20 protein-coding genes are annotated in these 20,366 nt (G+C 70.2%); 14 read left to right on the forward strand and 6 right to left on the reverse strand.

Annotation, left to right across the window (positions count from 1 at the left end; genetic code table 11):
* Positions 1-48: 48 nt before the first annotated feature.
* Complete coding sequence (locus E1295_RS01160; RefSeq protein WP_132627748.1) at positions 49-243, reverse strand: hypothetical protein; 195 nt, start codon at positions 241-243, stop codon at positions 49-51.
* 89 nt (positions 244-332) lie between these two features.
* Entirely contained in the window at positions 333-1,523 is a 1,191-nt protein-coding gene (locus tag E1295_RS01165; RefSeq protein WP_166427021.1) for a helix-turn-helix domain-containing protein, read from the reverse strand.
* A gap of 95 nt (positions 1,524-1,618) precedes the next feature.
* Here E1295_RS01165 and E1295_RS01170 point away from each other — a divergent pair, with 95 nt between their 5' ends.
* Together E1295_RS01170 and E1295_RS01175 are read left to right on the forward strand one after the other, a co-directional pair.
* Entirely contained in the window at positions 1,619-2,461 is an 843-nt protein-coding gene (locus E1295_RS01170) for an amidohydrolase family protein (protein ID WP_166427022.1), read from the forward strand.
* A gap of 22 nt (positions 2,462-2,483) precedes the next feature.
* Entirely contained in the window at positions 2,484-3,422 is a 939-nt protein-coding gene (locus E1295_RS01175; RefSeq protein ID WP_132627751.1) for a YihY/virulence factor BrkB family protein, read from the forward strand.
* On the opposite strand, the gene E1295_RS01180 is transcribed toward E1295_RS01175, so the two are convergent.
* Positions 3,411-4,505 (reverse strand): D-alanyl-D-alanine carboxypeptidase family protein, encoded by a 1,095-nt coding sequence (locus E1295_RS01180; RefSeq protein ID WP_246079759.1) that lies wholly within the window; start codon positions 4,503-4,505, stop codon positions 3,411-3,413. The two genes, E1295_RS01175 and E1295_RS01180, sit on opposite strands and share 12 nt — an antisense overlap.
* Positions 4,506-4,597: 92 nt before the next feature.
* On the opposite strand from E1295_RS01180, the gene E1295_RS01185 reads away from it, so the two are divergent.
* A complete protein-coding gene (locus E1295_RS01185; protein WP_132627753.1) occupies positions 4,598-4,831 on the forward strand; it encodes an SCO4848 family membrane protein in 234 nt (77 codons plus the stop codon).
* Here E1295_RS01185 and E1295_RS01190 read toward each other — a convergent pair.
* On the reverse strand, positions 4,803-6,155 hold the full coding sequence (locus E1295_RS01190) for a peptide ligase PGM1-related protein (RefSeq protein WP_132627754.1): 1,353 nt from the start codon (positions 6,153-6,155) through the stop codon (positions 4,803-4,805). The two genes, E1295_RS01185 and E1295_RS01190, sit on opposite strands and share 29 nt — an antisense overlap.
* Positions 6,156-6,694: 539 nt before the next feature.
* On the opposite strand from E1295_RS01190, the gene E1295_RS01195 reads away from it, so the two are divergent.
* A complete protein-coding gene (locus E1295_RS01195) occupies positions 6,695-7,918 on the forward strand; it encodes a M20 family metallopeptidase (RefSeq protein WP_132627755.1) in 1,224 nt (407 codons plus the stop codon).
* Between the two features lie 63 nt (positions 7,919-7,981).
* Here E1295_RS01195 and E1295_RS01200 read toward each other — a convergent pair whose 3' ends face one another.
* On the reverse strand, positions 7,982-9,838 hold the full coding sequence (locus E1295_RS01200) for a Xaa-Pro dipeptidyl-peptidase (protein ID WP_246079760.1): 1,857 nt from the start codon (positions 9,836-9,838) through the stop codon (positions 7,982-7,984).
* Positions 9,839-10,149: 311 nt separating this feature from the next.
* Here E1295_RS01200 and E1295_RS01205 point away from each other — a divergent pair, with 311 nt between their 5' ends.
* The 6 genes from E1295_RS01205 (at position 10,150) to E1295_RS01230 (ending at position 17,026) form a co-directional block, all read left to right on the forward strand.
* The gene (locus E1295_RS01205; RefSeq protein ID WP_132627757.1) at positions 10,150-11,205 is read left to right on the forward strand and encodes a BMP family lipoprotein; all 1,056 of its coding nucleotides are present in this window, start codon (positions 10,150-10,152) and stop codon (positions 11,203-11,205) included.
* A gap of 125 nt (positions 11,206-11,330) precedes the next feature.
* Positions 11,331-12,938 carry an ABC transporter ATP-binding protein gene (locus E1295_RS01210; protein ID WP_132627758.1) on the forward strand — a complete coding sequence of 536 codons (1,608 nt, stop codon included), beginning with the start codon at positions 11,331-11,333 and terminating at the stop codon, positions 12,936-12,938.
* The gene (locus E1295_RS01215) at positions 12,938-14,080 is read left to right on the forward strand and encodes an ABC transporter permease (RefSeq protein ID WP_132627759.1); all 1,143 of its coding nucleotides are present in this window, start codon (positions 12,938-12,940) and stop codon (positions 14,078-14,080) included. The genes E1295_RS01210 and E1295_RS01215 overlap by 1 nt, the downstream gene beginning before the upstream one ends.
* Positions 14,077-15,357 (forward strand): ABC transporter permease, encoded by a 1,281-nt coding sequence (locus tag E1295_RS01220; protein WP_132627760.1) that lies wholly within the window; start codon positions 14,077-14,079, stop codon positions 15,355-15,357. Before E1295_RS01215 ends, E1295_RS01220 begins: the two co-directional genes overlap by 4 nt.
* The gene (locus E1295_RS01225; RefSeq protein ID WP_132627761.1) at positions 15,354-15,749 is read left to right on the forward strand and encodes a cytidine deaminase; all 396 of its coding nucleotides are present in this window, start codon (positions 15,354-15,356) and stop codon (positions 15,747-15,749) included. The genes E1295_RS01220 and E1295_RS01225 overlap by 4 nt, the downstream gene beginning before the upstream one ends.
* A complete protein-coding gene (locus E1295_RS01230) occupies positions 15,749-17,026 on the forward strand; it encodes a thymidine phosphorylase (protein ID WP_132627762.1) in 1,278 nt (425 codons plus the stop codon). The genes E1295_RS01225 and E1295_RS01230 overlap by 1 nt, the downstream gene beginning before the upstream one ends.
* A gap of 8 nt (positions 17,027-17,034) precedes the next feature.
* On the opposite strand, the gene E1295_RS01235 is transcribed toward E1295_RS01230, so the two are convergent.
* On the reverse strand, positions 17,035-17,415 hold the full coding sequence (locus tag E1295_RS01235) for a MarR family winged helix-turn-helix transcriptional regulator (protein ID WP_132627763.1): 381 nt from the start codon (positions 17,413-17,415) through the stop codon (positions 17,035-17,037).
* A gap of 183 nt (positions 17,416-17,598) precedes the next feature.
* Between E1295_RS01235 and E1295_RS01240 the strand changes: the two genes are divergently transcribed.
* The 4 genes from E1295_RS01240 to E1295_RS01255 all read left to right on the forward strand — a co-directional run bounded on the left by E1295_RS01240 (position 17,599) and on the right by E1295_RS01255 (position 20,360).
* Positions 17,599-18,201, forward strand: a complete 603-nt coding sequence (locus E1295_RS01240; protein WP_132627764.1) for an AMIN-like domain-containing (lipo)protein — start codon at positions 17,599-17,601, stop codon at positions 18,199-18,201.
* 90 nt (positions 18,202-18,291) lie between these two features.
* Positions 18,292-18,639: a cupin domain-containing protein gene (locus tag E1295_RS01245; protein WP_246079761.1), complete on the forward strand. Its 348-nt coding sequence runs from the start codon at positions 18,292-18,294 to the stop codon at positions 18,637-18,639.
* 42 nt (positions 18,640-18,681) lie between these two features.
* Positions 18,682-19,755 carry an adenosine deaminase gene (locus E1295_RS01250; RefSeq protein ID WP_132627766.1) on the forward strand — a complete coding sequence of 358 codons (1,074 nt, stop codon included), beginning with the start codon at positions 18,682-18,684 and terminating at the stop codon, positions 19,753-19,755.
* Complete coding sequence (locus E1295_RS01255) at positions 19,752-20,360, forward strand: PH domain-containing protein (protein ID WP_132627767.1); 609 nt, start codon at positions 19,752-19,754, stop codon at positions 20,358-20,360. The genes E1295_RS01250 and E1295_RS01255 overlap by 4 nt, the downstream gene beginning before the upstream one ends.
* The last annotated feature ends 6 nt before the right edge of the window (positions 20,361-20,366 follow it).

The following is a 20,366-nucleotide window of genomic DNA, read 5'->3' on the forward strand; positions in this document are numbered from 1 at the left end:
GAAGCGCCTTGGAGATTTCCTGCCCCTCCCATGGGAGGCCGCGCGAGCTCAGCCGCGCCGCACCACCCGGTGCACCCGCAGCAGCGCCCGCAGGGCGGCCAGGCTGTGCCGGGTGAACCGGGTCTCACCGCGGACGGCCGTCCAGCCGGAGGGGTCGCGGTCGAAATCCCAGCCGGGGAACTCGCGTACCGCCTCCTGCAGCAGTTTTTCCATGACGAGATCGGCACTCGGCGCTGAGGTCATGAACGCAGAGTGGCATCGGGACGCCGTTCGGTGACGAACTGAGGCGAAGGATCTCCCAGTTCGCATGCACCGAACTCAGAGTTCGCGTGTCAGATCAGGATCCCGTGCCGCTCGGCCAGGAAACGCACCTCCGGCGCCCACGACGGCCGCGCCCGACGGGCCAGCGCCCTGACCATCTCGCGCAGCAGCGGCTTGTGGGCGAGCTCCTCGGGACTCTCCCGCTCCAGGCGCAGCAGGTGGAGCAGGCTGGCCGCGTCGTCGCCGAGGTCCTCGCAGGCGCGGGCCACGTGGCACAGGTGGGTGGTCCGCCGTTCGATGGACGGTGTGCGGCGCAGGTCGATGTCGTCGGCGATGCGCAGCACGGCGTCGGGGCGGCCGGCGTCGTTCTCGATGCTGGCCATGTGGATGGCGACGTTGGTCGGCCCGAAGAAGGCCAGGTCGTAGCAGTCCGACCCCTCGCGGACCCGCTCCGCGAGCTGCGTGGCGGGGCCGCGCAGCCGTTCCCTGGCCTCGTCGTCGTCGCCCGAGCGGGCGGCGCCGACGGCCGCGAGCAGGTGCAGCGCGCCGAGCGCCTTCCTGTGGCGCTCGTCGCCGTCGGCGACGTGAGGCTCCAGCACGTCGAGGCCGCGCCGGGCGACGTCGTACGCGATCTGGTGCATGTCGTCGGACAACATCGACTGCCCGAGGCTCCAGTACGCCCACGCCGTCATCAGCGGATCGGCCGACTCTTCGGCGTAGCGCATGGCCCGGTCGGCGGCCAGGTGGGCGAGGTCCACCCGGCCGAGGTGTTTGAGCACGCCCCTGGCCAGCAGGTAAGCGTCGGTCGCGACGTTGCGGGCGCCCGGGGTGCGTTCGAGCGCGAGGTTCTCGGCGTCTGAGAGAAGCGAGGGCAGGGCCGCCATCAGGATCGAGTAGCGGCGGGCCGAGGTGAACCAGGCGGTGCGGGCGGCCGCCACACGCTCGGTGAGCTGTTCGGCGTCGGGCGGCTCAAGGTCGGGGGTCAGCGTGCGGCACGTGAACAGGGCACGTTCGATGTCGCGGATCTGGGGGCGGCTGGGCTCGTGGGAGTCGCGCGGCGTCTCCCCTAAAAGGACCGTGGTGCGTACGCCGAGCACCTTGGCGATCTGCCGCAGGAGGGGGAGGGACGGGGTGCGTTTGCCGTGTTCGATCAGCTCGATGTGCCTGGTGGTGCAGCCGGACTGGGTCGCCAGCGCGGTGGTGCTCATGCCCCTTCGTTCGCGCTGGAGCCTGACCATCTGCCCGGTGCTGATTTCGGCCATGGGCGAGGCGCCTCCTGGGTCGGTCCTGAATGCACAGGCTAGAGCGCACGAAGATCGCCTGTCCTGGATTCGACCCTGCTCAGGGGGCATCGGGCGTGAGGGCGGCTCTCCCGCCGAGGGGGCGCCGGGTCAGCGACCTGCGGGGCGAGACCCGCCGGGTGCACAAGGAGCTGTCCGCCACCCCGGGCCTGGTCACGATGGTCATCGCCGCGCTCGGGCCGGAGATCGCCGGTGAGGAGCGCGCGATCGAGGAGTGGCGGATGGCGGCGGAGCTCGGCCTGCCGGTCACCGCGCACCTCGGCGGGCACGGCCCGGACAGCGCCGCGCGGGGGCTGGCGTTCCTGGAGGCGAACGGGCTGCTCACCACCCCCACCACCTTCGTCCACGCGCTGGACTACACCGACGAGCAGTTCGAGCGCATCGCCGCAGCCGGCGGCGGCGTCTCGGTCTCGCCGGTCGACGAGATGAACCTGGGGCTCGGCTACCCGATCACCGGGCGGGCCAGGGCGGCGGGGATTCCGGCCGGGCTCAGCGCCGACACCGTGGTGTGCTCGCCGGGCGACATGTTCGCCCAGATGCGCACCGCCCACCTCCTCGAACGCGGCCGGCCCGACGGCGCCGGGGCCGGCTTCACCACCCGCGACGCGCTGCGCATGGCCACGATCGAGGGGGCGCAGGTGGCCGGGCTCGGCGACGTCGTCGGGTCACTGCGGCCGGGCAAGCAGGCCGACCTGGTGCTGGTGCGCACCGACACGCCCGGCATGGCGGCGGCACAGGACCCGATCGGCGCGATCGTGCTCAACGCCGACACCGCCTCCGTCGACACGGTGCTGGTCGCGGGGCGTGCGGTCAAGCGAGACGGGCAGTTGCTCCATCACGACCTGGCGACGGTTCTCACGTCCCTGATCGAAACGGCGGGCACGGTCGTGCAAGGTTGATCGTCCAGGGAATGGGAGTGGGATGGCGAGTGTCGCGGAGCGGATCGAGCCGGCGAAGGCCTGGGGCCGCCGCACGGTCACCTACTGGCGGGTCCGGCGACCCTCGATCGACCACCTCATCAGGGCGGTGCAGCGTTACCGGCTCCAGTCGGGCGACCGGCTGGCCGGCGCGGTCACCTACTTCGCGTTCCTGTCCTTCTTCCCGCTCCTCGCGCTGTCGTACGCGGTGCTCGGGTTCGCGGTGACGACCAGCGACGCCACCCGCGACGCGCTGCAGCAGGCGATCGCCGAACGGCTGCCGGGACTCGCGGGCCAGCTCGATCTCGAAGGCATCGCGCAGGCCAGGGAGACCGCCGGGATCATCGGCCTGCTCGGGCTCCTGTACGCCGGGCTCGGCGCGCTCGACGCGCTGCGCGAGGCGTTGCGGGAGATGACGATGACGACCGTCCCGCCGCTCGGTTTCGTCGCCGGCAAGCTGCGCGACCTCGCCTCGCTCGTCATCGTCGGGGCGACGATGATCCTTTCGGTGCTGGTGGCCGGGTTCGCCACCACGGCCACGGACAAGGTGCTGCACGTCCTGTTCGGCGACTCGTCCGTGCTGGTGACGCTCGGGCTCAGGATCGCGGCAGTGGCGGCGAGCGTGGCCGCCGACTGGCTGCTGTTCCTGATCCTGCTCGGGTGGGTGGCCAAGTCGGGGCTGCCGTTCCGGCAGCTGGCCAGGGGCGCGCTGCTCGGCGCCATCGGGTTCGGCGTGCTCAAGCAGGCGGCGACCCTGCTGCTCGGGCAGACGCTGAGCAACCCCGTCTACGGCGCGTTCACCGTCGTCGTCGGCCTGCTCGTCTGGATCAACTTCTCGGCCCGGCTCGTGCTGCTCGTCGCCGCGTGGACCTCGACGGCGGGGTTCAGCCCGCCCCCCGCACCGTCGCCGGTGCCCACGCCGGGCACGTCGTCAGAGCCGTGACCTGCCGCGCTTGCGGCGCATCCCGTACGCGAGCCAGATCAGGCCGAACAGCAGCCCGCCGCCGATCACCACCGCCCCGACGGTCCTGGTGGAGCTCGTCTGCTCCGAGGCGGCCCGGTCCAGCAGCGCCGGCTGGGCGGCGGGCGTGACGGACGTGGACGCCTGCGGCTGGGGCGCGGCCTGCCGCTCGGGGATCGGGTCGACGAGCTTCCCGACCGGCGTCGCCTTCCCGCGTACCGAGAAGCCCCAGTCGAGCAGCTTGGACACCTCGTCCCAGAAGAAGCCCTCGTGCCGCATGATGCTCACCACGATCGTGTGGCCGCCGCGGGTGGCCGCGCCGACGAAGCTGGCCTTGGCCTTCGAGGTCCAGCCGTTCTTGACGCCGATCATGCCCTTGTAGCGCCAGAGCAGCTTGTTGTGGTTGCTGATCTCGTAGTGCTTGCCCTTGGGCGCGGGGAACTTCGCGGTCTTCGTACTGATGTAGCGCTTGAAGTCGGGGTTGGCCAGGCCGGCGCGGGCGATCAGCGCCAGGTCGTAGGCCGAGCTGCTCTGGCCCGGCTTGTCCAGGCCGCTCGGGGTCTTCGCCACCGTGTCGTTCGCCTGGAGCCGCTTGGCCTCGGCGTTCATGTCGCGCATGGTCTTGTCCAGGCCGCCGTTGGTCTCGGCGAGGGCCATGGCGGCGTCGTTGCCCGACGACATCATCAGGCCCTTGAACAGGTCGTCGACCTTGTACTTCGCCTTGACGGACAGGCCGACCGCACTGCCTTCCTGGTTGCAGGCGTTGCGGCTCGGCCGGATCACCCGGTTCTTGTCGAGCTTGGGGATGAGGGTGAGCGCGGTCAGCGCCTTGAGCGTGCTGGCCGGCAGGTAACGGCCGTGGGCATCCTTCGCCGCGAGCACGGTCCCCGTGGTGACGTCCGCGATGACGTACGACGTAGCCTTGCTCTTGGGAGGTTTCTTGACGCCGTCGGGCGACACCAGGCCATGGCTGCCGAGTGCCTCGCCGCCGACGGGTGCCGTCGGCGCGGCGTACGAGGTCCCGCCGGTGAGCGAGACAGAGGTGATGAATGCCGCAATTGGCACGATTTTCGTCCACATGGCGGTCTCAGCGTAGCTCCGTGTGCATGCCCATGCGGCGACACATCCCCCGGAGATCCGCCTTCGATACTAGAGAGATGGGCATGTCGCGAAAGATCGCCGGATTCCTCATCATCCTCGGCGGATTTATGATCTTCGAGTGGGTGAACCTGTGGTTTAACTTGGCCGACGGTCATCCCACCGGCTTCTATGTGGTGCACGGCATCCTCGTCGTCGTGAACGTCGTGCTCGCCGTCATCCTCGTGGTCATCGGCGTACGCGGGCTGCGCGGCGCGGCCTCCGTCACCGGCCGCAGTAGAGACGCCGGGTGAGCGCGTGCAGTTCGTCGGCTTCCTCGCGTGAGTTCCCGATCGAGGTGAAACCCAGCTTGCCGTGCTCGGGCACGGCTCCGAGCAGGTGGAAGACGTTTCCGGTACGCCGCTCGGGGTCGAACCCGACGCCGAGCCGTTCGGCGGTCCTGACGATCTCGCCGGGGGTGCGCCCGCGCAGGCTCACCGAGGCACAGTTGTCGGTCGCAGTGTAGAACTTCGGCTGATTTCCGGACATGAGGAGACCGGTGGCCGCATCGTACGCGGCCCCGGTCGTCAGCATGGCGGCGCCGAACGGATGCGTGGTGCCCCCGATCCGCAGGTTGATCTCACACAGCAGCGCCGCGTACCCGGCGTCGGCCTTGAGCGCGAAGAAGTCCATCCCGAACACGCCCACCACGCCCCGCTCGGCCAGGGCGGTGGCGATCCGGGCCGCCGACGCTCCCACGTCGGCGCGGTACTCCTCCGCCGCCGGGAACGTGCAGCCCTGGTAGACCTGGCCGCTGTCGCCGCCGAGAATCTGGTCGTGCGTGGCCACCACCCGCGCGTCACCGCCGGGCGTGATGCAGGCCAGCGCGCTCGGGTAGTAGAGCGGCCGGTGCTCGATGTACTCCTCGACCACCGCCCCGCGCTCCTGGATCTTGGCGATGTAGCTGGCCCAGGTCTCTCCCGCCGCGGAGAAGCTGGTCAGCGACCTGTCGCCCTTGTCGACGATCACGTTGCCGAGCCCGGAGTAGCCGTCGTTCAGCTTGACGATCACCCGGTCGCCCGGCACCGCATCCATCGCCTCCTCGATCTCGACCTCGGTGCGCAGGTCGCCGAAGCCGCGCGGCATCGGCACACCCGCTTCGTGTCCCACCTCGCGGGCCCCGCTCTTGGAGCCGTAATAGGAAAGGGACGTGGCGGGACCGTAGAGGGGCACGTTGAGTGACGATGCGAGCTCCTCCTCCAGCTCGCTGAGGACGAACGGCACCAGCCAGGCGTCACCGTCGATCGCCGATCGCAGTTGCTCCATCGCGTCGGGGCGGGAGAGCAGGTTCCTGGTCAACGGCTGAGACCAGGGGTCGTCGAGCGTGATCAGCGTGAGGCGCTTGGCGGCGTCGTCGGGATCGGGGAGGAAACTGAAGTAATAGTCGATGATGTCGGGATCGATGGGCGCGGAGGAGAGGTAGATCACCTTGACCCCGGGCTCCCGCAGCGTGAGCAGCAAGAAGAGCAGGCGCTCCTCGTACGACCTGACTCCCGTGATGCGGCGGAGCTCGTCCTGCGGGAGGGAGAGCGAGGGCACGACCACCAGGGTCCCCTCGACCGGCTCGAAGATGCTCAACCCAGCATACTTCTCCCCGAACGGGATATTAGTGATCATATAGCGAGTGAAGCACGCATTCTTCTCAGAGGCAGCCATCGTCGAAGTGTGATGACCATGACGGAAGGTGACAGGATTCGGAATCGCTGACCACGTTTGGAACTGGCGACAACGGGTCACCATCTACTGATCCCTTGTGACTATTTCAGGATCACGCAACCCCTCACTTACCGTGACCCACCCCAGGTTACGGGCATGCCATCGGCTAACTTTTGGTGTATCTGTCACCGGGAGCCCGCGCGAGGGCGATAAAGTCGAAGCATCGCCATCGGGCTCACGGCCGACCGCTGTGCTCCCGGGCCGCGGCGGCACTCGCGACCGACGAACGCAAGCCCGTGCTGACGATCTCGCGCACCCGACACCAGTGGGTGTGTCTTTTGCTTCGCCGGGCGGCCGCCCGATCCGGGCGCCCCTGCGGGGATGGACGAGTTTTCACAGCGCATGAGCCGCGTGACCCGAGGCGTTCGGGGCAGAGCGGCATTGGGACGGGACGGTGACATATGCGGGGACGTGAGCTTCGGGGAGAACTCGACGCGTTCCTGGCGGAGACCGAGCAGGATCTCGTGGCGTTCCGCCGCGACCTCCACATGCACCCTGAGCTGGCCTTCGCCGAATATCGCACGACACAGCGCATCGCCGAGCGGCTCACGGCCGCCGGGCTGGCCCCATCGGTGCTGCCCCGCGGCACCGGCCTGATCTGCGACGTGGGCAGCGGCGACGGCCCGACCATCGCGCTGCGCGCCGACATCGACGCGCTGCCGCTGCAGGACGAGAAGGACGTCTCCTACCACTCGACCGTGGCGGGGGCCTGCCACGCCTGCGGCCACGACGTGCACACCACGATCCTGCTCGGCACCTCGCTCTTCCTCGCCCAGCAGGCCGCCGCCGGTCTGCTGCCCGGCCGCGTACGCCTGATCTTCCAGCCCGCCGAGGAACTGCCGGGCGGCGCGCTCGAGGTCATGGCCCACGGCGGCATCAGCGGCGTCGACCGCATCTTCGGCCTCCACTGCGATCCCCGCGTCGACGTCGGCCAGATCGGGCTCAGGAACGGCCCGATCACCTCCGCCTGCGACAAGCTGTCCATCCGGGTTGCGGGCCCCGGCGGCCACACCGCCCGCCCCCACCTGACCGCCGACCTCGTCTTCGCGCTGGCCAAGATCCTCACCGAGCTGCCCGCCGCGCTGTCGCGCCGGGTCGACCCGCGCTCGTCGCTCAGCCTCGTCTGGGGCAAGGTCGAGGCCGGCTCGGCCGCCAACGCGATCCCCGACGACGGCATCGCCGAGGGCACGGTGCGCTGCCTCGACGAGAACGCCTGGCACGCCGCCCCCGACCTGATCAAGTCGCTGCTGGAGGCGGTGGCCGGCGCCTACGGCGTCGAGGCCACGATGGACTACACACGCGGCGTGCCGCCCGTCGTCAACGACGAGGTGAGCGTCGAGATGCTGAGCGAGGCAGCCGAACGCGCGCTCGGCGCGGGCGCGGTCGTCCCGACGCAGCAGTCGCTCGGCGGCGAGGACTTCGCCTGGTACCTCGAGTCGATCCCCGGTGCGTTCGCCCGCCTCGGCACGCGCTCGCCCGACGGCTGCACCTACGACATCCATCAGGGCACGTTCGACGTCGACGAGAAGGCGATCTCGATGGGCGTGCGGGTGATGGCCACCACCGCGCTCACCTCGCTGTGGGAGGTCGGCCCGCTCGACTCCATCACCTCCGCCCTCGCCTGAAACCCGGCACGAGGGCCCGCCTGACACTCGAAGGCCCGCCGCACCCGCGGCGGGCCTTCGCCGTCACATCAGCCGGCCCCACGTCACGGGCAGCCGCAGGGACGAACGCCCCGGCGCGACCGTGATCCTCGTGCCCGGCGGGTAGCGCAGGGTGTAGTCGACGTCGGTCGAGATGATCACCAGGCCCAGCCGGTGCCCCTTCTTGAACACGTAGTCGGTCGGCTGGAAGTCCCAGGTGAACCCGTACTCCTTGCCGGGCCGAAGCGGCTCGGTCCGGTCCGGGCGGTGCCGGTTGCGCACGTCCAGCCAGCCCCGGGTGACGATCTTGTAGGGGGTCACGGCGGTGCCGAGCCTCCTCAGCGTCGTGCAGCCCGAGTCGTCGGGGACGCTCTCGCCGTAGCAGTAGCTCTGGCCGGTCGAGACGAGGCTGCCGTTCGGGCGCTCGTCCGTTCCGTAGTCCACCAGCAACGCCGTCAGGTACGGCGACGCGCCGTCCTTCAGCGAGGCCCGCACCGAGACCGTGGGCGTCCCGGAGATGCGCACGTCGGCGGGGAGCACGCCGGTCGTGTACGCCAGCCGGTTCGGATCGGTGCCCGTGGCCTCCACGAGTTGCTCGGCCGTCCTCGTCTTCTGGTCGGTGAACGACTCCTTACGTGACAGCGGTCGCGGCAGCAGGCCCAGTCTCGAACCCGAGCCCAGCCAGAGCGGCACCGTGGACGTCCCGGGCAGCGGCCACCTGGCGTGCTGGGCCCACTGGCCGACCGCGCTCTCCACGTCCGCCTGGGGCTCGCGCATGATGCCGGAGTCGATGCCGTGCAGCCAGTGGTCGAACCAGCCGTGCAACTGGCGCAGCCACTCGGCGGTGCGCAGGTTGAAGGGGCTCATGTGGGTGCCCTGGTGCAGCCAGATCTTGCGCGGCACGTTCCGCTTGGCCAGGGCGTACCACCACTGCGCGAACTGCTTGGTCTTGACGTTCCAGTCGTTGAGCCCGTGCACGAGGAAGACGCTGGCCCTGACCTTGCCGACGTCGTTCATGTAGTTGCGGGCGTCCCAGAGCGGGCTGTAGTCGCCGGTGACCCGGTCCTGCTCGGCGGTGAGCCGGTCCATCAGCGCGCCGCAGACCTCCTGGCCGTTCTCCCTGGTCAGTACGTATTTCGCGAGCACGTCCAGGTCCTCGCCCTGGAAGCCGCCCGGCGCCAGGACGCCGCCGTTGGCGCGGTAGTAGTCGTACCAGCTGGAGATCGCGGCGATCGGGACGATCGTCTCCAGTCCCTTGACCCCGGTCGCGGCGACCGCGTTCGGCAGCGTGCCGTTGTACGAGACGCCGATCATGCCGACCTTGCCCGTGGACCAGGTGGCCTCGACGGGGGCGCCGTCGGCGTCGAAGCCCTTGGCGCGGCCGTTCAGCCAGTCGATCGCGGCCTTGGGCCCGGCCGTCTCGTTGCGGTCACCGGAGGTGGGGCAGCCGGTGGCGCGGCCGCTGCCGAGGTTCTCGACCAGCGCGATGGCATAGCCGCGGGGCACGAAGTAGTTGTCGTAGTAGCCGTCGAACGGCTGGGGCACCGTCTTGGCCGCGTCGGCGCGCAGGCCGGGCAGCGGTTCGCCGTTCTCGTCGACGTCCACCGGGTGGTTGGAGACGTCGTTGCCGCCCGCGTAGTACGGGCTGGCCTCCATGATCACGGGGACTTTCAGGCCGTCGTCGGTCTCCTTGGGCCGCAGGATGTCCACGGCGACGCGGTCCGGTCTGCCGTCGTTGTCGCTGTCGGTCCCCTCGACCTCGACGAACACCGTCTGCGCGATGGCGTCGGCCCTGGAGAAGACCGGCTGGGTGGCGTTGCCGTCGATCCTGATGGCGGGGGTGTCGGCTGTGGCGGGCGGGGTGCCGGTCAAGGTCGCGACGAGTAACGCGACCAGGGGCACGGACAAGACCTTGCATGCATGCATACGGTGCTCCGATAGGAAAATTCCGCCGTCGCTGGGAATGTCCGCCATGATCTGCTCGGGGGCAAGAGTGATCCAGACTCGAACTTGGGCAAAACCTATCGTGAGCCTGACGCTCGCTTCAGGTCACGGACGCGCCTGATGTCGATAACGGAGCGGTTGCGACCCTGTGTGCTGGTTTGGTAAGCCCTGGTCAAGCAACTATCTTCCGTGCAGGTGCCGTACGGTCCTTGACGCGCGCGCGACGAACTCGCAGCGGAGGAAGACGGCGGGAAATGGAAGGAGTCGCCTTGCTCGGCAAGCGATTCAGCAGGATGGCGGTCGGCACGGTGGCCGGCGTCATGCTCATGGCAGCGGCCGCCTGCGGCGGAGACACTGGTGGGGGCACCACGGCGAGCGAGGCGCCGGCCGGCGAGGCCGAGGGCACGCTCAAGGTCGGGCTGGCCTTCGACATCGGCGGGCGCGGCGACAAGTCGTTCAACGACGCCGCGTACGCGGGCCTGGAGAAGGCCAAGACGGAGCTCGGTGCGGAGATCAAGGAGCTGAGCCCGGCCTCCGACGGCTCCAACCGCGGCGACCTGCTGCGCCAGCTGGCCGACGCCGGCTACAACCCCATCATCGGCGTCGGCTTCGCCTACGGCGAGGACATCAAGAAGACCGCGGAGGAATACCCCGACATCCAGTTCGCGGTCGTCGACTCCGCCTCCAACGCACCCAACGTGACGGGCCTGCTGTTCGCCGAGGAGCAGGGCTCCTACCTGGCGGGCGTCGCCGCCGCGACCAAGGCGGAGAGCGGCCACGTCGGCTTCGTCGGCGGCGTGGAGAACGACCTGATCAAGAAGTTCCAGGCGGGCTTCGAGGCCGGCGTGAAGTCGGTCAAGTCGGACGCCAAGATCGACGTGAAGTATCTGACGCCTGACGGCGACTTCTCCGGCTTCAAGGCCCCCGACAAGGGCAAGGTCGCGGCCGAGAAGATGTTCCAGGACGGCGCCGACATCGTCTACCACGCCGCCGGCGACTCCGGCCTCGGCGTGTTCCAGGCGGCGGCCGCGGCCAAGAAGAAGGCCATCGGCGTCGACTCCGACCAGCGCCAGACCGTCAAGGAGACCGACCTCCAAGGGGTCATCATGACCTCGATGCTGAAGCGCGTCGACGTCGGCGTGTTCGAGTTCATCAAGGCCTTCCAGGGCGGCGCCAAGGGCGGCACCGACATCACCTACGATCTCAAGGTCGACGGCGTCGGCCTGTCCACCACGGGCGGCGAGATCGACGACATCAAGGACGAACTCGACGCGGCCAAGAAGGACATCGTCGAGGGCAAGATCACGGTCCCGTCCAAGCCGTAGTCAAGGGGCGCGACCGACATCCGAGGGCCCGGAGTCCGCAACTTCGGGCCTTCGGCCATGCCGCCCTGCTTCTAGGAGAGGCGAAGTGAGCCAGCACCGACCAACGATCTGCGAGCGGTGAGCACATGAGCTCCGACACCCTCGACACGGCGCGACCCGCCGTCGAGCTCGAGGGCATCACCAAACGCTTCCCCGGCGTCGTCGCCAACCACGACATCCGCATCTCGGTCCGGCAGGGCACCGTACACGCCATCGTCGGGGAGAACGGCGCCGGCAAGTCGACCCTGATGAAGATCCTCTACGGCATGCAGAAGCCGGACGAGGGCACGATCAAGGTCGACGGCAAGGACGTCAGCTTCCGCTCGCCGAGCGACGCCATCGCCGCCGGCATCGGCATGGTCCACCAGCACTTCATGCTGGCCGACAACTTCACCGTGCTGGAGAACATCGTCCTCGGCGCCGAGCCGACCACAGCCGGATTCCTCGACGTCGCCACGGCGCGCAAGCGCATCACCGAGCTGGCCAACGCCCACGGCCTGCGCGTCGATCCCGGCCGCCTGGTGGAGGACCTCGGCGTGGGCGACCGGCAGCGCGTCGAGATCCTCAAGGTGCTCTACCGGGGCGCCCGCATCCTCATCCTCGACGAGCCGACGGCCGTGCTCGTCCCGCAGGAGGTCGACGAGCTCTTCCAGAACCTGCGCGAGCTCACGGCCGAGGGCCTGACGGTCATCTTCATCTCCCACAAGCTCGACGAGGTGCTCGACATCGCCGACGAGATCACCGTGATCCGGCGCGGCACCACCGTCGCGAGCGTCGACCCGGGAGAGGTGACCGCCCGGCAGCTCGCCGAGCTGATGGTGGGCAGCGAGCTGCCCACGCCCGAGACGCGCGAGTCCACCGTGACCGACACGGTGATGCTGAAGGTGTCGCACCTCACCATGGAGGCCGACGGCCACCGTGCCGTGCCCAAGGGCATGCCGGTCGAACGCTACATCGACCTGCTGCGCGAGGAGGGCAGGCGGCTGCTCCTCGACGACGTGTCGTTCGAGATCCACAAAGGCGAGATCCTCGGCCTGGCCGGCGTCGAGGGCAACGGCCAGAGCGAGCTGATCGAGGCGATCATGGGCATCCGCCCGTCGCACGGCGGCATCGCGCTGGGCGACCAGGACCTCAGCGGCTGGTCCACCCTGAGACGCAGGGAGGCCGGCATCGGCTACATCCCGGAGGACCGCCACCGGCAGGGACTGCTGCTGGAGGCGTCGTTGTGGGAGAACCGCGTGCTCGGCCACCAGACCAGGAGGCCCGCGCGCAGCGGCATCTGGATCAACCGGGCGGCCTCCAAGTCCGACACCTGGCGCATCGTCCAGGACTACGACGTACGCACGCCCGGCGTCGACACGCTGGCCCTCGCGCTGTCCGGCGGCAACCAGCAGAAACTCATCGTGGGCCGCGAGATGAGCGGCGAGCCCGCGTTCCTCATCGCCGCCCACCCCACCCGGGGCGTGGACGTCGGAGCCCAGGCCGCGATCTGGGACCACCTGCGCGAGGCCCGCGCTGCCGGGCTGGCCGTGCTGCTCATCTCCGCCGACCTCGACGAGCTGATCGGCCTGTCCGACAGCATCCAGGTGATCTACCGCGGCCGGCTCGTGGCCGCGCTCGACCCGTCCGACATCACGCCCGAGCGGCTGGGCGGCTACATGACCGGCGCGATCGCCGGAACCGAGGAGTCGTGATGCCCGCCGGGCTCAACCGGGCGCTGTTCACCGTCGCCGGCGCCGTCGTCGCCATCATCCTCGCGATCGCGATCTGCAGCGTCGCCATCGTCGCCGCGGGAGCCGACCCGCTCACCGCGTTCGCCGCCTTCTTCGACTTCGGCGCGAGCGCCCGCTCCCAGTCGAACGGCATCGCGGCCTTCCTCAACCGCGCGGTGCCGCTGTTCATCGCCGGTCTTGCGGTGGCCGTGGGCTTCCGCATGAACCTTTTCAACATCGGCGTCGAAGGCCAGTACCGCCTGGCCGCCATCTGCGCGGCGTACGTGGGCTCGACGTTCACCGCGCCCAAGCCGATCCAGATCACGGTGATCATCCTGGTCGCCGCGGCCGTCGGCGGCCTCTACGCGCTCATCCCCGCGGTCATGAAGGTGACCAGGGGCGTGAACGAGGTCATCGCGACGATCATGCTGAACTACATCGCGATCAACCTGACCTCCTACCTCGTACGCGGCCCGTTCGCCGGGCAGCGTGACGCGGGCGAGCTCACCACGACCACGCCCGACCTGCCCGAGTCGGCCATGTTCCCCAACCTCAACTTCTTCTTCGACTGGTTCGGCATGCTCCCGCCCACCCGGGGCGGCGGCGTGTGGGGGTTCCTGCTCGTGGCGGTCGTGCTCGGCCTGGTGGTCTGGGTGGTGCTGGAGCGCACCCGGTTCGGCTTCGACGTCAAGGCCAGCGGGCTCAACGGCCCGGCGGCGCTCGCCTCCGGCGTCAACCCCAAGACGATGGTGATCGCGGCGATGGTGATGTCCGGGGCGATCGCCGGGCTCATCGGCCTGCCCGAGATCCTCGGCGACCGGGGTGCCTTCAACTCCAACTTCACCGCCGGGCTCGGTTTCCTCGGCATCGCGGTGGCGCTGCTCGGCAGGAACAAACCCGTGGGCATCGCGATCGCGGCGCTGCTGTTCGCGTTCCTCGACCGGGCGCAGGGAGCGCTGCAGATCGCGGAGGTGCCGCCGTCGGTCATCACGATCATCCAGGGCGTGATCGTGCTGCTGGTCGTCGTCGCCAACGAGGTGACCAACCGCCTCGCGCTCAGACTCGAAGAACGCCGGGCGGCCCGGCAGCTCGGCGGGAACTCTCCGGTTGAGGTGGGAGCATGACCAGGGTCGCGAAATACCACGTGGTGCTCGTCGGCGTCGCCGTGCTCCTCCTGCTGCTGTCGCTGGTGCGGGTCGTCACCGGCTACGACGACATCACCTCGTCCGGCACGTTCGCCGCCGCGCTGCTGCTGGCGGTGCCGATAGGTCTGGCCGGGCTGGGCGGATTGTGGGCCGAGCGGGCCGGCGTGGTCAACATCGGCCTCGAAGGCATGATGGTGCTCGGCACCTGGTTCGCCGGGTGGGCCGGATACCAGTGGGGCGCCGTGGCGGCGCTGGTCGCGGGCCTGCTCGGCGGCGCGCTCGGCGGGCTGCTGCACGCGATCGCCACCGTGACGTTCGGCGTCGACCACATCATCAGCGGCGTCGCGATCAACCTGCTCGGCCCCGGCGTCACCCGCTTCCTGTCGGAGGTGCTCTACAAGGAGGGCACCCCCGCGGCGGAGGCCGGCGCGGGCATCACCACCTCGCCCGCGATCACCTCTCCGCCGCCCAGACCCAGCCTGCCGCTGCTGTCGGACGGGCCCGACCTGCTCGGGCGGCTGGAGAACACCCACTGGTTCCTGCTGTCCGACCTCGCCGGCATGCTGCGCGGGGTGACCCACAACGTCAACCTGCTGGTGCTGCTCGCCGTCCTCCTGCTGCCGCTGACGTACTTCGTGCTCTGGCACACGTCCTTCGGCCTGCGGCTGCGCTCGGCGGGCGAGAACCCGTGGGCGGCCGAGTCGCTGGGCGTCAACGTCTACCTGATCAAGTACGTCGCCGTCGTCATCTCCGGCGCGTTCGCCGGGCTCGGCGGCGTGTTCCTCGTCTTCGTCTCCACGAAATACGTCGAGGGCCAGACGGCGGGCCGCGGCTTCATCGGCCTGGCCGCCATGATCTTCGGCAACTGGCGGCCGGGCGGGCTCGCGGGCGCCGCCGCGCTGTTCGGCTACGCCGACGGCCTGCAGCTGCGCAGTTCGGGAGCGGTCACCTCGTTCTTCCTGTTCGGCGCCGTGCTGCTGCTCATCTACCTCGGGCTGCGGGTCCGGCGCCTGCTGGCCTCGGGCCAACCGGCCGAGATGGTCACCACAGGCGCCAGGCAGTACACCGCGATGGCCGCAGCCGCCGTGGGTATGGTCGTGCTGTTCTGGCTCTGGCTGACCGTCGACCAGCTGCCGAACGAGTTCGTCTTCATCACGCCGCACGTGCTCACGCTCATCGTGCTGCTGGTCGCCTCGCAGCGGCTGCGCATGCCCAAGGCCGACGGCGTGAGCTACCGCAGGGGGGAACAACATTGAGCATCGACTGGGAGACCCTGCGGGCCAGGGCCGCCGAGGCCATGCGCAACGCGTACGCGCCCTACTCCAAGTTCCCCGTGGGGGCGGCGGCGCTGGTCGACGACGGCCGGGTGGTCACCGGCTGCAACGTGGAGAACGCTTCCTACGGCGTCGGCCTGTGCGCCGAGTGCGGCCTGGTGTCGGCGCTGCACCAGTCGGGCGGCGGCCGGCTGGTGGCCTTCACCTGCGTCGACGGCCACGGCGAGCTGCTGATGCCGTGCGGGCGCTGCCGCCAGCTCCTCTACGAGTTCGGCGGTGACGACCTGCTGGTCGAGACCGTCGACGGGCCGAAGCCGATGCGTGAGATCCTGCCGTACGCGTTCGGCCCGCAGGACCTCAGCCGGAGCTCGTGATGGACGCCATCGAGGTCATCCGCGCCAAGCGTGACGGCGTCGAACTGACGACCGCCCAGATCGACTGGGTGATCGACGCCTACACCGGCGGCGGCGTGGCCGACGAGCAGATGTCGGCGCTGGCCATGGCGATCCTGCTCAACGGGATGGACCGGCGCGAGATCGCCGCCTGGACCCAGGCCATGATCCGTTCGGGCGAGCGGATGGACTGGTCCGCCCTCGATCGCCCCACCGCCGACAAACACTCGACCGGCGGCGTCGGCGACAAGATCACCCTGCCGCTGGCGCCGCTCGTGGCGGCGTGCGGCGCGTACGTGCCGCAACTGTCGGGCCGCGGCCTCGGCCACACCGGCGGCACGCTCGACAAGCTCGAGTCGATCCCCGGCTGGCGGGCCTCGCTCTCCAACGACGAGATGCTGCACGTCCTGCGCGAGGCCGGGGCGGTCGTCTGCGCCGCCGGCTCAGGACTCGCGCCCGCCGACAAGAAGCTGTACGCCCTGCGCGACGTCACCGGCACTGTGGAGTCCATCCCGCTGATCGCCTCCTCGATCATGTCGAAGAAGATCGCCGAGGGCACCGGCTCGCTCGTCCTCGACGTGAAGGTCGGCTCGGGGGCGTTCATGAAGACCACGGAGACGGCGAGGGAACTGGCCGAGACGATGGTCGCGCTGGGCACGGACGCGGGCGTGCGCACGGTCGCGCTGCTGACGGCGATGGACCGGCCGCTCGGGCTGGCCGTGGGCAACGCCCTGGAGGTCGAGGAGGCCGTCGAGGTGCTGGCCGGAGGAGGGCCCGCCGACGTGGTCGAGCTGACCCTACGCCTGGCCCGGGAGATGCTGGCCGCCGCCGGGGTGTCCGGCAAGGACCCGGCGAAGGCGCTGGCCGACGGCTCGGCGATGGACGCCTGGCGCCGCATGGTCGCCGCCCAGGGCGGTGACCCCGACGCCCGGCTGCCGAGGGCGGCCGAGACCACCACAGTGGAGGCGCCCGCGTCGGGCGTGCTCACCCGGCTCGACGCATATGCCGTCGGGCTGGCCGCCTGGCGGCTCGGCGCCGGGCGGGCGCGCAAGGAGGACCCCGTGTCGGCGGGCGCGGGCGTCACGCTGCACGCCAAGCCGGGCGACACGGTGCGCGAGGGACAGCCGCTGCTGACCCTCCACGCGGACGAGGCGGACCGCTTCGAGCGGGCGCTGGAGGCGCTGGACGGCGGCTACGCGGTGGCCCCCGCCGACACCGGACGGCTCCCGCTGGTCATCGACCGCGTCACCGCTCCCTGACGGCTTCGTCAGGGGACGGGGGCCTCGGCGAAGACCTGGAGCAGGACGGCGCGCTGCGTGGGCAGCGCCTCGGCGTGCCGGGTGCGGCCCGCGTCGGTGATGGACACGTAGACGCCCCGCCGGTCGGCGTCGCACACGCCGCGCGAGACCAGCTCGGCCTTCTCCAGCCGCGCCACCACCCGTGACAGGGCGCTCTGGCTCAGGTGCACCTCGTCGCAGAGCTCCTGGATGCGCAGCTTCCTGTCGTGGTGGACGATGCGGTCGAGCACCTCGAACTCGCTGGGCCCCAGGGCGTGCCGGTCGCCCAGCTCGCGTTCCAGGGCGCACATGGCCTTGGCGTGCTTGGCCAGGACGTAATGCCAGGTGTCGACCACGAATCGCTCGTCCATGTCGCGGAGAGTACCACCTCGGTAAATGCATTTGCATAAGTTTCGGTACGGCCGGGGCCGGACGGCCGGTGTCCGCCCGGCCCCGGCCCCTTTGCGTGTTTCGCCCGGTCGCGGGCCGGAAAGAGCCGCGCGATGTGCGGGGAACACCGCTTGCGGCGACACGGGCCGGGGCATCTACCGGGCATGCGCTCGCCATCCCCGCCCGGTCGCCGGTCGCCGCGCTCGCGCGCCCTCGCCTCGCTGGCCTGTCTCACCGCGCTCACGGCCTGCGGCCCGGCCCAGCAGACCGCCCTGCCTGGGTCGCCCGGCCCCACCAGGTCGTCCGTCACGGCCCGTGACACACCCGGCCCCGACGCCCCCACGAGCACCTCCGAGGTGGACGTCCGGCGCGACGGCATCGAGCCCGCCGTCGTGACCGGCGTACGGTACGCCAGGCACAGGACGTACGATCGCGTCGTCATCGACCTCGACGGCGAGATCCCCGGCTACAACGTGCGATGGGTGGACGAGTTCGTGGAGGACGGCCCCGGCCGGCCGATCGAGATCCGCGACGGCGCGTACCTTCTCGTCACGCTCTTCCCCGCCAACGCCCACGACGAGGACGGCACGCCCACGTGGGAGGACGGCCCGATCTACCACGCCGCCCTGCGCAACCTCACCGACGTCGTCAGGACCGGCGACTTCGAGGCGCGCGTCGGCATCGGCCTGGTGCTCAAGCGGCGGGCCGCCTTCCAGATCCAGGAACAGGACGCGCCCAGCCGGCTGGTCATCGACGTGGCCCACTGAGGCGCGGCCCTTGAGCACCGGTTACTGAGCACCGGTTAAGTCCCCTGCCACCAAGGCCTGCGCCACCTGACGTCCCAGTAGCCTGGGGTGGTGAGGAAGATCGAGGGGGCCGCACGCATACCGGTGCCTGGCGGCAAGATCATTGATGAGCACGTGGGCCGCGTCAACAGCGGCGACGAGGGCATCTCCATCGCCCGCATGGTCGCGCCGGCCGGCTGGAGCGAGCCCGCCCAGACGCCGTCGTTCACCGAGTACACCGTGGTCCTGCGCGGCACGGTGATCGTGGAGCACGCGGAGGGCACGACCGAGGTCGGGGCCGGCGAGTCGGTGGTGACCACGCCCGGGGAGAAGGTGCGCTACAGCGCCGGCCCGCAAGGCGCCGAGTACATCGCCGTGTGCCTGCCCGCGTTCAGCCCGGAGACGGCCGGCCGCGACTGAGCCGTAACCCGAAAGACCGGGCGGTGCTCGTATCATGGCCTGATGAGCCCCACGCTTGACCAGATCCGGCGGGCTCCCAAGGTGCTGCTGCACGATCACCTCGACGGCGGGCTCCGCGCCGAGACGATCGTCGAGCTGGCCCGGGAGACCGACTACGGCCGGCTGCCCACCACCGATCCTGGCCACCTGCGTCAGTGGTTCGAGGAGGCGTGCGACTCCGGCTCGCTGGAGCGCTACCTCGAGACGTTCGACCACACGGTCGGGGTCATGCAGACGCGCGAGGCGCTCTCACGGGTCGCCTCCGAGTGCGCCCAGGACCTGGCCGCCGACGGGGTGGTCTACGCCGAGGTGCGGTTCGCGCCCGAGCAGCACACCTCCAGGGGGCTGAGCCTCGACCAGGTGGTGGAGGCCGTGCTCGACGGGTTCAGGCAGGGCTCCGAAGGGCGTGACATCCGCGTCGGCACGCTGCTGACGGCCATGCGGCACCAGGCGCGCTCCATGGAGATCGCCGAGCTGGCCGTGCGCTACCGCGACGTGGGCGTCGTGGGCTTCGACATCGCGGGCGCCGAGGCCGGCTACCCGCCCACGCGCCACCTCGACGCGTTCGAATACCTGCAGCGCGAGAACGCCCACTTCACCATCCACGCGGGCGAGGCGTTCGGGCTGCCCTCGATCTGGCAGGCCATCCAGTGGTGCGGCGCCGACCGGCTCGGCCACGGCGTACGCATCATCGACGACATCACCGTGGCCGGCGACCAGAGCGCCAAGCTCGGGCGGCTGGCGGCCTACGTACGCGACAAGCGCATCCCGCTGGAGATGTGCCCGACCTCCAACCTGCAGACCGGGGCCGCCGCGTCGATCGCCGAGCACCCCATCGGGCTGCTGCGGCGGCTCTACTTCCGGGTCACGGTCAACACCGACAACCGGCTGATGAGCTCGACGAGCCTGTCGCAGGAGTTCCACAAGCTGGTCGAGGCGTTCGGCTACGGCTGGGACGACCTGCAGTGGTTCACGGTCAACGCGATGAAGTCGGCGTTCATCCCGTTCGACGAGCGCCTGGCGCTGATCAACGGCGTCATCAAGCCAGGGTTCGCACAGCTCAAGTGGCAGTCGTGAAAGAGTCCTACCGTTCCAAGACCGCGTTCGTGCTGGCGTGGGTGTGGCTGGCCTTCGTCGCGTTCAACGTGTGGGACCTCATCGCCCACTACACCGGCAAGGCGTCGCTGGTGGCGCTGGCCGTGCTCGGGGTGCTGACGGCGCTGGTCTACTCGATCGCGCTGCGGCCCGCCACCGTGTTCACCGAAGAGGGGCTGGTGGGGCGCAACCCGTTCCGCACGACGTTCCTGCCGTGGGCCACGATCGACGACGTGACGGTCTCCCACTCCATCAACGTGCACCACGGCGACGACCGGGTGCTGCGGTTGTGGACACCCATGAGCAGCGCCAGAGAGCGGGCCAAGGCGCAGCGGCGCGGGGCTCCCCGGCAGCAGCGCGGGCGGTTCACGACCGAGCCGACGCTGTCCAGGTCGGAGCAGTCGGCGGTCGAGGCGTTCGCGGGCAAGACCCACGCCGACTGGGTGGGCGACCAGATCCGCGAGCGTGCCGAGGCGGCCAGGCGCCGCGACGAGGAGGCGACGCCGGCCCGGGTCTCCTGGTCCTACGACTCCATCGCCGTGCTGGTGGCCGCGGTCGCCCTGGTGGTCGCCGCGATCGTCGTCTAGGGCCAT

The sequence above is a fragment of the Nonomuraea mesophila genome (genome assembly GCF_004352805.1).
Taxonomy (GTDB): domain Bacteria; phylum Actinomycetota; class Actinomycetes; order Streptosporangiales; family Streptosporangiaceae; genus Nonomuraea; species Nonomuraea longispora.